General features: G+C 69.1%; 11 protein-coding genes and 2 pseudogenes. 9 read left to right on the top strand and 4 right to left on the bottom strand.

Annotated elements, in window-relative coordinates; translation table 11 throughout:
- Window positions 1-18: 18 nt before the first annotated feature.
- The gene (locus ACFQS7_RS26530; protein WP_380070162.1) at window positions 19-3,423 is read right to left on the bottom strand and encodes an AAA family ATPase; all 3,405 of its coding nucleotides are present in this window, start codon (window positions 3,421-3,423) and stop codon (window positions 19-21) included.
- A gap of 524 nt (window positions 3,424-3,947) precedes the next feature.
- Between ACFQS7_RS26530 and ACFQS7_RS26525 the strand changes: the two genes are divergently transcribed.
- The 4 genes from ACFQS7_RS26525 (at window position 3,948) to ACFQS7_RS26510 (ending at window position 6,367) form a co-directional block, all read left to right on the top strand.
- Window positions 3,948-4,181, top strand: a complete 234-nt coding sequence (locus tag ACFQS7_RS26525; RefSeq protein ID WP_380070161.1) for a hypothetical protein — start codon at window positions 3,948-3,950, stop codon at window positions 4,179-4,181.
- A 152-nt stretch (window positions 4,182-4,333) separates the two neighbouring features.
- Window positions 4,334-4,654 carry a hypothetical protein gene (locus tag ACFQS7_RS26520; protein ID WP_380070160.1) on the top strand — a complete coding sequence of 107 codons (321 nt, stop codon included), beginning with the start codon at window positions 4,334-4,336 and terminating at the stop codon, window positions 4,652-4,654.
- Window positions 4,651-5,748 (top strand): Cj0069 family protein, encoded by a 1,098-nt coding sequence (locus tag ACFQS7_RS26515; protein ID WP_380070159.1) that lies wholly within the window; start codon window positions 4,651-4,653, stop codon window positions 5,746-5,748. The genes ACFQS7_RS26520 and ACFQS7_RS26515 overlap by 4 nt, the downstream gene beginning before the upstream one ends.
- A gap of 328 nt (window positions 5,749-6,076) precedes the next feature.
- Window positions 6,077-6,367 carry a hypothetical protein gene (locus ACFQS7_RS26510; RefSeq protein ID WP_380070158.1) on the top strand — a complete coding sequence of 97 codons (291 nt, stop codon included), beginning with the start codon at window positions 6,077-6,079 and terminating at the stop codon, window positions 6,365-6,367.
- Window positions 6,368-6,871: 504 nt separating this feature from the next.
- Here ACFQS7_RS26510 and ACFQS7_RS26505 read toward each other — a convergent pair.
- Entirely contained in the window at window positions 6,872-7,744 is an 873-nt protein-coding gene (locus ACFQS7_RS26505; RefSeq protein WP_380070157.1) for a hypothetical protein, read from the bottom strand.
- A gap of 503 nt (window positions 7,745-8,247) precedes the next feature.
- On the opposite strand from ACFQS7_RS26505, the gene ACFQS7_RS26500 reads away from it, so the two are divergent.
- From ACFQS7_RS26500 to ACFQS7_RS26490, 3 genes are all read left to right on the top strand, one after another.
- Window positions 8,248-8,616, top strand: coding sequence for a hypothetical protein (locus tag ACFQS7_RS26500; RefSeq protein WP_380070156.1), 369 nt, complete (start codon window positions 8,248-8,250; stop codon window positions 8,614-8,616).
- 259 nt (window positions 8,617-8,875) lie between these two features.
- Complete coding sequence (locus ACFQS7_RS26495; protein ID WP_380070155.1) at window positions 8,876-9,643, top strand: DUF3891 family protein; 768 nt, start codon at window positions 8,876-8,878, stop codon at window positions 9,641-9,643.
- A 302-nt stretch (window positions 9,644-9,945) separates the two neighbouring features.
- On the top strand, window positions 9,946-11,682 hold the full coding sequence (locus ACFQS7_RS26490; protein WP_380070154.1) for a transglycosylase domain-containing protein: 1,737 nt from the start codon (window positions 9,946-9,948) through the stop codon (window positions 11,680-11,682).
- Between the two features lie 21 nt (window positions 11,683-11,703).
- Here the strand turns inward: ACFQS7_RS26490 and ACFQS7_RS26485 are convergent, their stop codons facing one another.
- Window positions 11,704-11,949: a hypothetical protein gene (locus tag ACFQS7_RS26485; RefSeq protein WP_380070153.1), complete on the bottom strand. Its 246-nt coding sequence runs from the start codon at window positions 11,947-11,949 to the stop codon at window positions 11,704-11,706.
- A 111-nt stretch (window positions 11,950-12,060) separates the two neighbouring features.
- Between ACFQS7_RS26485 and ACFQS7_RS26480 the strand changes: the two are divergent.
- Window positions 12,061-13,328: pseudogene (locus ACFQS7_RS26480) on the top strand (IS256 family transposase).
- 8 nt (window positions 13,329-13,336) lie between these two features.
- On the opposite strand, the pseudogene ACFQS7_RS26475 reads toward ACFQS7_RS26480, so the two are convergent.
- Window positions 13,337-13,640 (bottom strand): annotated as a pseudogene (locus ACFQS7_RS26475) (MetQ/NlpA family ABC transporter substrate-binding protein).
- 267 nt (window positions 13,641-13,907) lie between these two features.
- Here ACFQS7_RS26475 and ACFQS7_RS26470 point away from each other — a divergent pair.
- A complete protein-coding gene (locus ACFQS7_RS26470; RefSeq protein ID WP_380070152.1) occupies window positions 13,908-14,891 on the top strand; it encodes an HWE histidine kinase domain-containing protein in 984 nt (327 codons plus the stop codon).
- Window positions 14,892-14,955: the final 64 nt, after the last annotated feature.

The raw sequence follows: 14,955 nt of genomic DNA, 5'->3' as shown, positions 1-14,955 counted from the left end.
AGCGATGCCCCGGCGGCGTCACCGCGCGGGGGCCTCCCCACGCCGCGGCGCGGCCCCCAGCTCCCGCAGCAGCGCGCGCGCCTCGACCAGGTCGGGGAAGCCGAAGCCCTCGGTGAAGGACGCGTAGACCGGCGCGAGCAGGTCGCGCGCCGCGGCGGCACCGCCCAGATCGCGAAGCAGCCGCGCGAGATCGCGCGCGGCGCGCAGCTCGAACAGCCGCGCCCCCTGCGACCGCGCGATCTCGATGGCGCGCCGGAACTCGGCCTCCGCACGCCCCGCGTCGCCCGGGTCGAGGCGCAGCAGCACGCAACTGAGGCGCCGGCGCAGCTCGGCGTCGAACCACGCCTCGCCGGTGCGGGCGGCGATGGCGAGCCCCTCCTCGGCGTGCGACAGCGCCGCCGCCGCGTCCCCGGCCAGCAGGTGCGCGTCGGAGAGCATCGCCTCGAACAGTGGCAGCAGCAGCGTCGTGCCCGCCGCCCGCTGCGCCGCCAGGCTCTCCTCCATGAGGCCGACGCCCTCCGCCGCCCGCCCCTCCGCCGCCGCCGCCCAGCCCTCGTAGGCGCGCGCCCGCACCGCCCAGTGCGGGAAGCCCTCGGCGGCCGCGAGCGCGGCGAGGGTCCGCGTCCGCTCCCGCAGCAGCGCGGCGTCGCCGGCGATCCAGGCGTGCGCGCAGCAGCCGGCCAGCGCGGTCGCCCGGGAGGCGAGGTGCCCCCGTCCGGCGGTCCGCGCCAGGACCTCCGCCGCGTGCGCGGCGGACCGATCGAGCGCGCTCGTGGCCAATAGCACGCGGCAGAGGAAGACCTGGGCGAGGCTGCCCGCCGACGCCGAGCCGGTCCACGGCCCGACCTCGAAGGCGTCCGGGTCCGCCAACACCTCCCGCAGCGGCGGCGCGGCCGCCGCGTGCTCGCCCATCAGGCAGCGGGTGCTTCCGAGCGCGGCCAGGGCGCTCCGCCGCAGGCCCGGGCCGCCGCCCCGTCGCGCCGCCCGGACGGCCGCCTCCGCGAGCCGCGCGGCCTCGGCGAAGTCGCCGGCGTGCAGCCTGTGGGTCCACAGCCCGCAGAGCGCGCGGGCCAGGGGCGCACCCTCCTCGCCGGAAGCGCGGCAAAGCGCGACGGCGCGCCCGAAGGCCCGCCCGCTCTCCGCCGAGCCGAGGCCCGCGTCCGCGTTGGCCACGTTGCCGCGCACCGTCAGGAGCCCGACCTCCAGCCGCTGCGCCGCGTCCGCGTCCGCCACCCCGGGCAGCAAGGCGAGCCCGCGGGCGAGGTGGGCGCGGGCCTCGCGCAACGCCGAGCGCGCCGCCGCCCGCTCGGCGGCGCGCAGGTAGAGCGCCGCGGCGGCCTCCGCCTCGCCCGCCTCGGCGCGGTGGCGCGCCAGCAGCTCGGGCTCGCGCTCCACGGCCTCGGGGCGGAGCCGCTCGATCGCCTCGGCGGCGCGGCGGTGCAACTCTCGGCGGCGTTCGCGCAGCAGGGTGCTCTCGGCGGCGTCGCGGATCAGCGCGTGGCGGAAGGCGTAGAGCGCCTCCGGTGGCGTCCCGCAGCGCTGGAACAGGTCGGCGGCAACCAGCGCGTCGAGCGCGCTGCGCAGCGCCGGCGCGGGCACGCCCGCCACGGCGGCGAGCAGGTCGTGGGCGAACTCGCGCCCGATGACCGCGCCGGCCTGCGCCGCCTCGCGCGCGGACGGCAGCCGGTCGAGCCGGGCGACCAGAGAGGCCTGCAGGCTGGCGGGCACCGCGAGCCGCGGGAGCGGTCCGTCGAGAGCCCAGCGCTCCGCCTCCTCGCGCAGCAGGCCGGACTCCAGCACCGCCCTCCCGACCTCCTCGACGAACAGCGGCACGCCGTCGCTGCGGGCCAGCACCTCCGCCTCCACCTCCGGCGGCAGCGCCTTGCCCCCGGCCACTCGCCGCAGCAGCGCCGAATGCTCGGCCCGGCGGAGCCGGTTGAGCTGCACTGGGGTGACGTGCGGCTGGCCGAGCCAGGCGCTGGGGTCGAACTCGGGGCGGTGGGTGACGACCAGCAGCAGCGGCAGCACGGGCGCCTCGGCGACAAACAGGTCGAGCAGCTCGCGCGTGGTGGGGTCCGCCCAGTGCGCGTCCTCGACCACGAGGAGCACCGGCGCGCGCGCCGCCAGCGCCCGCACGCGCCGCAGCAGCGCGACCAGCAGACGCGTCCGGCGCGCCTGCGGCGAGAGGTCGCCCAGGCTCGGCCAGCGGCCCAGCGTCGGCACGGACAGCAGATCCGCGACGAGCGCCACGTCCCCGGGCGGTGGATCGAGCGGCAGCAGCCACGCCTCCAGCTTGGCGAGGCGGGCCACCGGCGCGTCGCTCGGTGCGAGGTCGGCCGCGTGCTCCAGCCGCGCGACGACGGGCCGCAGCGCGCTGTCCGTGTGCTGGGGCGAGCACTGGAAGACCATCTCCTCGTGCTCCTCGGCTATCGCCTCAAGGAGCGCGGCGGTCAGGCGCGACTTGCCGATGCCGGGCTCGCCGCGCAGCAGCACCACCTGCCCCTCACCGGCGCGCACCCGCCGCCAGCGCCGCAGCAGCAGCTCCAGCTCCTCCTCCCGGCCCACCATCGGCGCCGCGGCGTCGGATCGCAGCGCCTCGAAGCGGCTCTCGACGCCGCTCTCGCCCAGCGCCCGCCACGCTCGCACCGGCCGCAGCAGGCCCTTCACCTCCGCTTCGCCCATGTCCTCCCACGCGAACAGCGCGCCCGTGAGGCGGCGCGTCGCCGCGTCGGCCACCACCGCGCCGGGCTCGGCAACCGCCTGCAGGCGGGCGGCCAGGTTCGGCGTTTCGCCCACCACGCCGCGCTCGCGCGCCTCGCCCTCACCCAGCACCTCGCCCACGACGACCTCACCCGTGGCGAGGCCCGCGCGCGCGGCCAGCGGGCCACCGCCCGGGGCGCACAGCCGTGCCACCGCGTCCACCGCCGCCAAGCCCGCGCGCACGGCGCGCTCGGCGTCGTCCTCGTGAGCGTGTGGCCAGCCGAAGTAGGCCAGCACCCCATCGCCCAGCAGCTTGGCGACATAGCCATCCCGCCGCCGCACCGCATCGCCGACCGCGGCGTGGTAGGCGTTGACGACCGCGCGCATGTCTTCCGGGTCGAGCCGGGCGGAGAGCGCGGTCGAGCCGGCGAGGTCGCAGAACAGCACGGCGAGCTGCCGCCGCTCCGCGCCGACGGCCTCCGCGGGAGCAACGGGCGGCGTGCGGGTGTCCCCCAGACCTGGCTGGGGAGCAACCGCTCCGGGGCGCAGCGCGGCGATCGCGGCGAGCAGCCGCTTGCGGTGGCCGAGCGAGGCGACGCCGAGTTCCTTGAGGTCCTCGGCCGTGAGGCCGGGCAGCAGGTCGGAGCCGACGTCGTTGTCGCGGAACGCCGCCTCGTATTGCCCGAGCCCCAGGCCGCGCAGCCAGGTGCCGACGTCCGTCACGGGCCGCCACCCCGCCGAGTGCGGGCGCGCACCGGCATATCCACCGTGGGTGAACGTCCGAGGCGACGGCGGGCCGCAGCTCCGGCTGCCGGCGTGCGGCGTCGCGTCCCGCGCGCCATGCGCCCCTCCTCCCGCGGCGATGCGTGCCGCGTCATGCGTGCCCGGCGAGGCTAGACCCGCGGCGGCGCCTCCGCAAAGCGCGTTCGGCGGGGCCGCTCGCACGCACCGGGCGTGGTTGCTCCCGCGGCGCCGGAGCGGGACACACCCCGCGCGCACCGGCCGCCTCCCCGGGGCGCAGGAAAGCGGTTTCGCCATGGCTCCACGGGACGGCGCGGCAACACCCGCGCGAACGACCGCTTGCCGCCCTGAGCAGACTCTCTTGGTGACGGTTCGCGCTCGGTCTTGACGAGCCAGCGGGACCATACCAACGATTTGGACAGGGGCTCTCCGCGATCGCCCCGTGAGGCTTCGGCCCAAGCATCGCGTCCATGCCCCGGCGCCCAGCGCCAGCGGAGAGGACGCACGTGCCTGATACCGACATCATCACCGCCTCGCACCTCGCACGCCTCGTCGGCACGCCCGAGGCACCGCGCATCCTCGATGTCCGCACGGATAAGAACTTCGCCGCCGATCCCCGCACCTTGCCCGCGATCCCCGCACCTTGCCCGCCTCGCTCCGGCGCGATCACCGCCGCATCGCCGACAGGGCGGCCGGCTCCGGGCCTGCGCCCGTCGCGGTCGTCTGCCAACGCGGCCTGAAGCTCAGCCAGGGCGTTGCCGCTTGGCTGCGGCACCACGGCACACCGGCCGAGGTGCTCGAGGGCGGCTTCGAGGCGTGGGCCGCGGCGGGTGGGTCGCTGGCCCGCCCGGACCGGCCGCCGACTTGCGACGCGGCAGGCAGGACACTCTGGGTGACCTGTGCGCGGCTGGTCGTGCGCTTCCGCGACGCGCGCAACTACTACGTCGCCCGCACCAACGCGCTGGAGGACAATGTCCGGCCCTACCGCGTCGTGGACGGACGGCGGATCCAGTTCGCCGGCGTAGATGCGCGGGTGCCGCGGGACCGTTGGCAGCGCCTCGGCCTTTCGGTCCGGGGCGACCGGCTCGAGGTCGGGCGGGTGCTGTTCGGCGCCACGAACTGCAGCCTCGCCGAAGCGGGCGGCGTTGGGCTCTGGACAAAGGCCAACAGTCTGACCCATTTCGATACGCTTGAGGCGGAGACGCTGGCATGAGCGCGCCTCCATACGCCACCGCCCTGCGCCTCGCCCTGGTCTGGCGCGGCGATCCGCACGCACCCGAACAGCCTACGCGGCACCAGACGCGGCTGCAGCCCCTGATGGCGGCCCTGGCCGCCCTGGGCGTGGCGGTCGAGCCGGTCGCCTATTTTGACGAGGCGGCCGCGGCCGCGCGGGAACGCCTGCTCGGCTGCGACGGCGCGATGGTCTGGGTGAATCCGCTCGCGGAGGGGCAGGACCGCTCGCGCCTCGACCCGATGCTGCGCGAGGTCGCGGCGGCGGGTGTGTGGGTGAGCGCCCATCCCGACGTGATCCTGGCGATGGGGACGAAGGAGGTGCTGGTCCGCACGCGTGATCTGGGCTGGGGCGCCGACACCCATCTCTACGAGAGCTTCGAGGCGCTCGCTCGAGAGTGCCCCGCCCGCCTCGCCGCCGGGCAGGCACGGGTGCTCAAGCGCAACCGGGGCAATGATGGGCAGGATGTCTGGAAGGTGGAAATGGCACCCAACACGGCTGTGGTCACCGTGCAGGCCGCCGCGAGCGATGCGGTGGAGCAACTGCCGCTTGGCGCCTTCCTTGCCCGCTGCCGGACCCTGTTCGAGGCCGGCGGCCGCGTGGTGGACCAGGCTTTCCAGCCGCGCGTCGGCGAGGGAATGATCCGCTGTTACCTTTCCGGCGACGCGGTCGTCGGCTTCGGCGAGCAGTTTCCCCGCCTGCCCCTGGGCGCGGCGATGCCGGCCCTCGGCATGGCGTCCGCGAAGACCATGCATCCCGCCACGGAGCCGCGCTTCGGCCGCCTGCGCCGGGCCATGGAGGAGGATTGGCTGCCGCGGATGCTGGGGCTGCTCGGGCTGGCGCCCAAAGACTTGCCGGCCGTCTGGGACGCCGACTTCCTGCTCGGCCCGCGCGACGCCGCCGGCTCCGACACCTACGTGCTGTGCGAGATCAACGTGAGTTCCGTGCTGCCCTTCCCGGACATGGCCGTGGAAGCGATCGCCCGATCAGCCGTCGTGTGCATGGCGAAAGCGCGGGCAGTACGCGAAGCAGACGCGGCAGGACTGAGCCGCTACACACGCGAGCAAGGATCGTAGATATCAAGGAATATGAATACTTTAGTCGGCTCTGAGGTCGAAGAAGAGCACGAGTAAGGTTGGATTATCGGAGGTGAGGAAAGGGCTGCCACATTCGCAGTCGGAAGCGGGTTTGCGGCGCACGCTTTCCCATTCCAGGGCGGCCCAACCGGCAGTTTTGGGGAGCGACCGAAGACGCCGAGCCCCGTCGATCGGCGGCTGATCGTCCGCCGATCTGCAACGATCTAGCGAGAACGCGGTAACCATCGGCGGTGGGGTAAGGTGTAGGGGAGGGCAGGGACCTGGGCGCCAGGGTGGCGGCAGCCATCACGAGGACTACTTGACCCGCATGGACCCGACCCCGGATCATCCGCCGCCATCGACACCCGCGAAGCCCAAGCTCACGTCTGAGGAACGCCGGGCCCGTCAGGCCGACCGGCTGACCACAATCCGCCTACGCATCCTGATCGGCCGGGAGCTGGAAGATCGCGGCATCACCACGCCCGCCGCGATCGGCGAGGCCCTCGGCATGCCGGCGCGTGAAGGGACCGGTCTGCTGACCCGGCGCCAGTGGCGTGAGGGTGACGTGGCGCTGCTTCAGGCAGCGGCACTGCAGCTGGGAGTGCAGATGCCGGGCTGAGCTGCGGAGCCCATGAACGAGCCCGTTGGCTCTCGGCTCGGTGCAGGTGCCACAATCTATTCAGCCGCCAGACTGGAACGCAGGTAGGACCGGCACGGGTAAACAGTCACTCAGCACAATGACGCGGCTTGCCCTCTCGTCTGACAGTGGCTTGGCGCTTCCGGCCACGAGCCATCTTTCCCATTCAGCCTGCCACTGAGCGACTTCAGGTTCCTGACCGTCAATGCATACCCAGTAGAAACCCGCTTCGCGGTGGTCTGGGTCAGGCATCGGTCATCTCCGCCCTTAGCACTGCGATCCCGTCTGCGTTTTTGGCCATACGACCGGCAGTGTCTGACCATACTTCTCGAGTGTCCGGAGAACACCGCCACTCTCAGTTTATTTCAGGACTGACCAGCTACCAGCCCCGGTGCCCGGCCCGTCGCTGCACCAACGCCTTCGAACCACATTGGCTGGCGGCCGGTCTGGTACAGGATCGGCCGTCAGCCAGAGGCATCGTGAGCCTTAATGTTCGTCGCGCTGATGTCCGCCAAGCGCTGCCGCAACTGAAGCGATGAAGGCACCGATCAGCATCGACAATGCGGTAAAGAGTGCGAAGGTCGCTGCGGCCTTGCGAGCGGCATCTGCAGCCTGCTTGGCGTCTTCCGCGGCGGCCTTCGCCTTGGTGATGGTTTCATCAACCCGCTTTTGCGCATCTGCCTCGGATATTCCTGCACGGGCCGCAACCAATTGTGCCAGATAAGCGCGGTCCGTCGGTGACACGTCACCACCGGTCACCGTCACGGCGAGAATGCGGGACGCCTCAGCACGGGTATCTCCCGCCGGTGCGTTGGCGTCCGGCTGTGCCCGTCGGAACAGAGTATCGATGTCGTACTCGCGGGCTTGGGCGGCGAGTGCTGGCGCCGCTGCCTGAGCCGCTCCAGATGCGATGGTCGCTGTCGCTTGCACACCGCCTCCGACAAGCGACGAGGTGGCTGAGGTCAGCAGACCAACGGTTACGACGGTGGCGACAGCCCAACTCAGCAGACCATGAGCGGTATCTCGGAAGAACACTTCGTGCGTATGGGTGCCCACCCATTTCGCGCGGAGGCGGCCGGTGAGATAGCCGCCTATCCCGGACGACACCCACTGCATCACCACGAGCCAGATAATGCTCGTGACCGCTATGGCTTTGGCTGAGGGCCTTGCCTCTTGCCAGGGTGAGGCTGCTGCGAACCCCAGCCCCGAGCCAAGCGCAAGCAAGATCAACGAAACCGCTGTTGCTGTCAGTGCGCCGGCGATAATGGCAGCCCAGGACACCGCAGACTTGGATGATTCGACTGCATTGCCTGCAGTTGTCGCGGACCCAGCTTGCAAGCCGGATGGTGCGAGAGCCATCTCGTGTGCTCCCGCTTTAGTGCCAGATAAGGGCGAGGATGATGATGATGGGAATTGGCACGCCCAGGAGCCATAGCAGAATGCCGCGTCCCATGCTTTCCTCCCGTTTGCAACCGCTACGACCGCTAAACGGTTGGCCGTAGATTTGGTTTCTGGAACCTCGCTAGAGCACGCAAGCTGTGGCTTGCATGTAAGCATTGTCCCGATGTGCTGGCGGTGCTGATCGCCACCCCAAAATGCTGCGCTGCCTGATTCCGGGACAGGCCGCCACGCTGAGCCGCTTCTACAACGTGCTCTCGTAGTCACCGTCGCGCGCCCGGCCCTGTCCGCCTGCCTCGAGCTGCTGAAGCCGGTCACCTGGTTCGCGCCGATGTGGGCCTATTCCTGCGGCATCGTCTCCTCCGGCCTCGGCGGCAATGGCCGTTAGCATTTGATCGGGGCAGGCACAGGTCGCGTAAGTCCTGAGCAGGTGGCCTCAGTCGCAGCAGACATCGCCCCGCTGCATGACGAGCGGCGGGGCCACCCAGTCGTCCGCCAAAGACGATGCCGGCCACAGCCGCGGCTACCATGGCGAGATAAGCCTATTCTCCGACCTGCTGCCGCCGGCCTTGCCGCCTGCGAAGCCGAAGCTCACGCCTGAGGAGCGCCGCGCCCGGCAAGCCGACCGGCTGACCACGATCCGCTTGCGGATGGCGATTGGCAGGGAGCTGGAGGAGCGCGGCATCACCACTCCTGTCGCCATTGGTGCGGCCCTTGGTATGCCAGGGGTCGAAGCCATCAGGTTGCTGATCCGGCATCAATGGCGTGAGGGGGATGTGGCGCGGCTTGAGGCTGCGGCGGCGCGGCTGGGGGTGCAGGTGCCGGGGCTATGACCGAGGCGAGGGAGACGCCGCAAGGGCAGGGCTAAGGTGCGCATTGGATGGCTTTACTTTTGCGCTCCTCAGGCAGCGTTATGTTCGCGCTATAACCCGCGATGGTTGCTTTCTCAGAGGTGAGACGAGGGCTGCTTCAATCGCGGTTGAGCGCGGGTTTACGGCGCGCCGGCGCAGAATGACAGGCAGCACCGGTTGCTAAAATCAGGCGGATTAGAAGCTGCTGTGTCCCAAGGCCCCGCTCGGGCGTTGGTGTGGCATGATCCTGCGCAGCCCTGAGAATGGCGCCCGCCTTCTCGTTCCCCAGCCCTCCCACGCCCTGCTCTCGGGCCAGATGATGGCCGCCTGGGGTGCCCCAGGGTTCGCGCTGCCCGACCCAGCGCCCGAGGTCATCCTCGCCGCCGAGCAGCACGACATCGCCTGGCTGTCCTGGGAGACCGCCCCGACCCTCGACCGCGAAACGGGCCTGCCTCACCCCTTCACCAGGCTCGGCCCGGCGGTCCATGCCCCCATGTGGGCGCGGGGCGTGGAAATAGCCCGCGCCGCCTACGGCCTCTGGCCTGCCCTGCTCATCTCCCTGCACGGCACGCGGGTCTACACGGAATACATGGACCCGGAGAGCCTGCCGCCGGAGGACCATGCCGCGATCGACCGCAATAACGCCAAGGAGGCCGCGCTCCAGGCGGACTGGATTGCCAAGCTCGGCGTGTCGCGCGAGCAGGTCGAACGGAACTCCGCCCTCGTCGCAGTGACCGACGCCCTTTCCCTCGCGCTCTGTTTTGCCGATCCGGACAAGGCTGGGGAGGCACCGATGGAAGATGGCAGCACACGCAAGATGAAGCTTGTGCGGCAGGGAACGTCTCGCTGGTCGCTTGACCCGTGGCCCTTCCGCGTCAGAACGCTGACAGTACAGTGCGAGACGATCCGCCTCCCGGTTGAAACCCGTTGGACCGACGAGGAGGCGATGCGCCGCAATTTGCGCGACGCCGCCTGGAGCACGCTGACCGAAACCCTGACCCCGGCCTGACGAATCAGGTGCGGGCACCAGTATGCCAGCAGCCGAGGCCACCAATCTGCTTACCCGGCGCTAGTGGCGCTAGACTAGCGGCAGAAAAGTAGAGGATCCGAGGGCCGCACCGGTGGCCAAGGTCGCGCCGCAGCTACCAGCATCACGAAGCGCTCAGCCGCAGATTTGGCGCCTGCCGCGGACAGGTCGCATGTTGTTGGTTGTCACCGAACCCATCCTTCTATGCCAGGAGGCATGCACAGGCAGTGTCCACGTCAGCCGACGGTACCCTGGATCGGAGACAAGTCCTCGCACTGGTGGGCTTGGCAGCCACGGCTCCCCGCAATGCCAAGGCACTGGAACTCATCGATGCCAACCGACTGATCACGGACAACCGCGAGGACGGGGTACGGATTCTCGACGCAGACGGTGAGTTCATCGGTGCGCGCGGAGCGTATTACGGCCCACCGGTACCCTTTGCGCGGATCCCCAAGCATCTGATCGACGCGTTGGTGGCCAGTGAAGATCGCCGGTTCTACGAGCATTGGGGGTTGGACCCGAGGGCGATGGCACGCGCTGTGTGGTCCACGCTCACGGGGCGTACCCAGGGCGGCAGCACACTGACCCAGCAGACCATCAAGGAAATTTACCTTAAGGAACACAGCGCAATCGTACGGAAGCTGCTGGAAGAGCCGGTACTCGCGCCGATCCTGGAGCTCAATTTGAGCAAGGAAGACATCCTGTTTGTGTATTTCAACAGGGTGTTCTTTGGAGGCGGCGCCTATGGGATCGAAGCGGCCGCTCGAGTTTATTTCAACAAGTATGCGCGTAACCTCACCATCTTGGAGTCAGCTATGATGGTTGGGTTGCTCCCCGCACCCAACCGGTTCAATCCTCACCGGAATTTCCAGCTGTCGCGGGATCGGGGCTTCCGGGTTATCGAGCAGATGGTGGATGCCGACTCTCTCACCCGATCTGCCGCAGACCGTGCCAAGGCGCAGAATGTCACCATAGCGGCCTCCAAATCGGCCTGGGGGGGATTTTTCCCCCGAAGCACGCAGATCGGCTGGTTCGCCCGTTGGGCCGAGACTGAAGCCAATGCCAATTCCGCGCCTTCCGCACGACTTGGCACGCGAACCGTGACCACCACGTTGGATCTGAGAATCCAAGCGATAGCCGAACGGCATTTGGAGCAAGCACTTCGCCAGCACGCCCGAGCACGCCAGATCGAAGAAGGCGCAGTGGTCGTCATGCGATATGATGGCGCGGTGGTGGCGCTGGTAGGCGGACGTGACTACAGGCAGAAGGAATGGGATCACGCCACCCAAGCCAGACGGCAGCCAGGTTCGGTCGCCAAACTGTTCGTGTACCTCGCGGCACTTCGGGCAGGCAGCACGCCCGACACGATGGTCAGCGATACCGCTTTAACACTCGGCGGCCGTCCCGTTAGAAACTTCGATGACAGGTATCTTGACGATATTTCGCTAGCCGCGGCGTTGGAGAAGTCTTCCAACACGGCCGCTGTCCGACTGGCCATGCAGAATACCAAGGACGTCAAAGAGCTCATCAAGACGCTGAACGTAGGAGCCGATCCCAAAGGCGAGGCCGGCGACCTGGCGCTTGGGACTTACGAGGCTAGGCTGGTTGATCTCACGGCGGCTTTCGCCTGCGTGGCCAATCGTGGCAAAATGGTCGTGCCCTATTCGGTGCAGCGGGTCCAGGATCTGGCCGGCGCCGAGATACTGGTGCGGGTGCTCCCGGCAAGGTCTGATGTCAGGCAGACCATAGAACCTCGGCATGCCGACATCATGCGGCAAATGCTCTCGGGCGTCGTGCAGCGAGGCACCGGAAGAGCCGCCGATCCGGGTTTCTGGGCAGCAGGAAAGACCGGAACAACCACCGCCAGCCGCGATGCTTGGTTCGTCGGCTTCACCGAGCAATATGTGGCGGGCGTGTGGTTGGGAAATAGCGACAGCGAGCCGATGCTCGGAGTGTCGGGCGGTGGCTTGCCCGCCCAGATATGGCGCACGATCATGATCGACGCTGTCAAAGGCGTCTGACCACACAACCCGCTCCTGCCTTTATGGCTGCTTACAGGATCGTAAGCGGAGACGGTGCAGGCTATCGCATCGCGGTCGCGCTAGGCGCAGCATCGGGCTTGTTCTCAGAAGGCGGGCACCACAGCGCCCTGGAATGTGGTGACGACGAAATCCTTGATAGGCGGCGAGCAAGCGAGCGACCCATGGCGCATCGCGGTCCTGCCGACGCACGGCGATCAAGTTGACATAGGGGCTTCCAGCGCTTTCGAGAGCGATGGAATCGCGCACCGGGTTGAGCCCGGGAGCTACGGCCGAGACTGGGTGATGGCGGCCTGAGAAAGGCGGCGTATCGAGGCGGGTGACGAAGCCTGCCAGGACCTCCCGAAGGAGCGATACGCCATGACGAGCAATACCACCGTTGTCCCCCTGCGTCAGCCTGACGAGGTCGACGATCCGCTGACGGCCATCCTGCGGAGCGGCGCCCGCCGGCTGCTGGCCCAGGCGATCGAGGCAGAAGCCGAGGCGTTCCTGGCAGCGATGAAGGGCGTGCCGCTGCCGGACGGGCGCGAGCGTCTGGTGCGGCACGGACATGGCCCGGAGCGCCAGGTGCAGACTGGGATCGGCCCGGTGCCGGTGCGGCGGGTGAAGCTGCGCGACCGCAGTCCCGGCACGACGGCCGAGCGGATCCGCTTCACCTCGAGCATCCTGCCACGCTGGGCACGGCGGACGCCGAGTCTGGATGCGCTGCTGCCGGTGCTCTACCTGCGCGGGGTCTCGATGGGCGACTTCCAGGAGGCACTCGGGGCGCTGCTGGGCAAGGCGGCCCCGAACCTGTCGCCGTCGGTGATCGCCCGGCTGCGGGATACCTGGCAGGCCGACTACGCGCGCTGGCAACGGCGCGACCTGGCGGCACGGCGGTATGTCTATATCTGGGCGGACGGCATCTATCTGCAGGCGCGAATGGAGCCGCAGGCCGAATGCATGCTGGTGCTGATCGGGGCGACGCCGGAGGGCCGGAAGGAACTGCTCGGCCTCCAGGTCGGAGTACGCGAGAGCGCGCAGAGCTGGCGGGAGCTGCTGGTTGATCTCAAGGCACGCGGCCTGGCCATCGCGCCCGAGCTGGCCACCGGCGACGGGGCGCTCGGCTTCTGGAAGGCGCTGGAGGAGGTCTGGCCCACAACCCGGCATCAGCGCTGCACCGTGCACAAGACGCCAACGTGTTGGACAAGCTGCCGAAGTCGGTTCAGCCGGCGGCCAAGGCCGACCTGCGCGAGGTCTGGATGGCGCCCGACCGCACCACCGCCGCAGCGGCGATTGAGACCTTCGCCGGAAAGTACGCGGCCAAATACGAGAAGGCGGTCACCTGCCTGCTCAAGGACCGCAACGCCCTGCTGACCTTCTACGACTTTCCTGCCGAGCATTGGGATCACCTGCGCACGTCCAACCCGATCGAGAGCGTCTTCGCCACCGTCCGGCACCGCACGGTGCGGACCAAGGGCGCGCTGTCGCAGGACACGGCCCGGCTGATGGTGTTCAAGCTCGTGATGGCCGCCGCCAAGACCTGGCGCAAGCTGAAGGGCGAGAACCAGTTGCCCAAGGTCATCCAGGGCGTCACATTCAGGGACGGCGTCGAGGTCATCAACACGCCAGCGCAGGACGCCGCCTGATCACCGCGTCACCCAGATTCCGGCATAGCTCTGAGCCCGGCCTGGAAGGCGTAGTTGGAGTTGATGGCCGCTGCCTCAACCTCGTCCAGCGCTCGCGGCAGCTGCGCCGCATCCAGATCGAGGATGCGGAGCTGGCGCGAATTGGCGGTGATATCAGCGACCGTTGCACGGAAGTCGCTGCCCGCGCGCAGCTCGAAGGCCCCATTCGTCGCCAGCAGCCAGGGCACGGCCGCCATTAGTCGGGTCGTTCGGGATGGCGATGCGCCCGCCCGCCGGGACCTCGGCCAGCGCGCGGTGGCGGCGCGAATAGATGCCAAGCGGGAAGATTAGCGTCTTACCTATCGCTGTCAGCGGCTAGTTGCGGGCACGCACCAGCAGGTGCGTGCCCGAGTGAACTGCGGATTGATGTAGTTCGTTCAGAAACCGCGTAGGCTGGGCGTGGTTGTATGTCTGCAGGCGTAGTTTGCGGCCTGCGTGGGGCCACTGCCAGACCGGATGAGAGACTCAATTGGAAACGACGAGGCGTCGGACGGCGCCGGGGACCTTTCATCTCAGCTGGCAGAACAGCCGCAGAACGAGATGGCCCTCTTGCGCACTGTCATTGGGGCGCTTGGCGAGGCCGTCATTATCACCGGCCCTGAGCTGGACCCGCCTGGTCCTCGCATCCAGTACGTCAATCCCGCCTTCACGCGAATGACCGGCTACACAGCGCAGGAGGTCCTGGGCAGGGCGCCGCGCTTCCTCCAAGGCCCGAACACCGATCGCGCGCTCCTCGATGACTTGCGAACGACGCTGGCAGCAGGACGTAGCTTCCGAGGAGAGGCCATCAACTACCGCAAAGACGGTACCGAATACGTTGTCGAGTGGCTTATTACCCCAGTTCTGCAAAACGGGCTCGTGACGCATTGGGCTGCGGTGCAGCACGACGTGACCGAACTCAGGCTTTCCCAGAAGCAGCGGAGGGCGTTGGCCTCCGAGGTAAATCACCGGGTCAACAACACCCTTGCCGCCATGCAGTCCGTTGCAGCCCAGACGGCCCGTAAGGCAGTGACGGCGAACGAGTTCAAGGCTGCCTTCCAGGAGCGCCTTCGCGCCCTGGCCCGCGTGCATCGACTGCTCGCAAGGCACCACTGGGCGGGCGTTCCCCTGGGCGAGTTGGCTGAGGCACAGGTGGCGCCGCATCTCGGTGGCAACGCGGGGCGCCTGTTCGCCTCGGGGCCGGCGGTCTCGGTTCGCCCCGGCGCCGCGGTCACGCTCGGCATGGCATTGAACGAGTTGGCGGCGAATGCGGCTGGCTATGGTGCGCTGTCGACGCCCATCGGGTACGTCCACCTTCAATGGGAGATCAAGGCTCGCACCGATGGCGACCTGCTCAGCCTTTGCTGGGCCGAAGGCGGCGGCCCGGCGGTGAGGCCACCGTCGAGCCGGGGCTTCGGTTCCCGCTTGGTCGAGCGCGGCCTGCCCCAGGAGCTACGGGCTGAGACGCGGCTGCTATTTGAGCCTTCCGGCCTGCGCTGCGAGATCGACGCGCCGCTGGACGCCGTCGCAGGCGAGGCGAACTGACGATCGCTCCCGGTGGGACAGTCTCGTTTCGCGTCTGCGGGACGATGACAGGATCATCCGCCTC

Origin of the sequence: Dankookia sp. GCM10030260, assembly GCF_042666655.1 — a bacterium.
In the GTDB taxonomy this organism is placed as follows: Bacteria; Pseudomonadota; Alphaproteobacteria; order Acetobacterales; family Acetobacteraceae; genus Paracraurococcus.
Note: the sequence above shows the minus strand (reverse complement) of the source record. Positions and strands in the feature narration are given on the sequence as shown.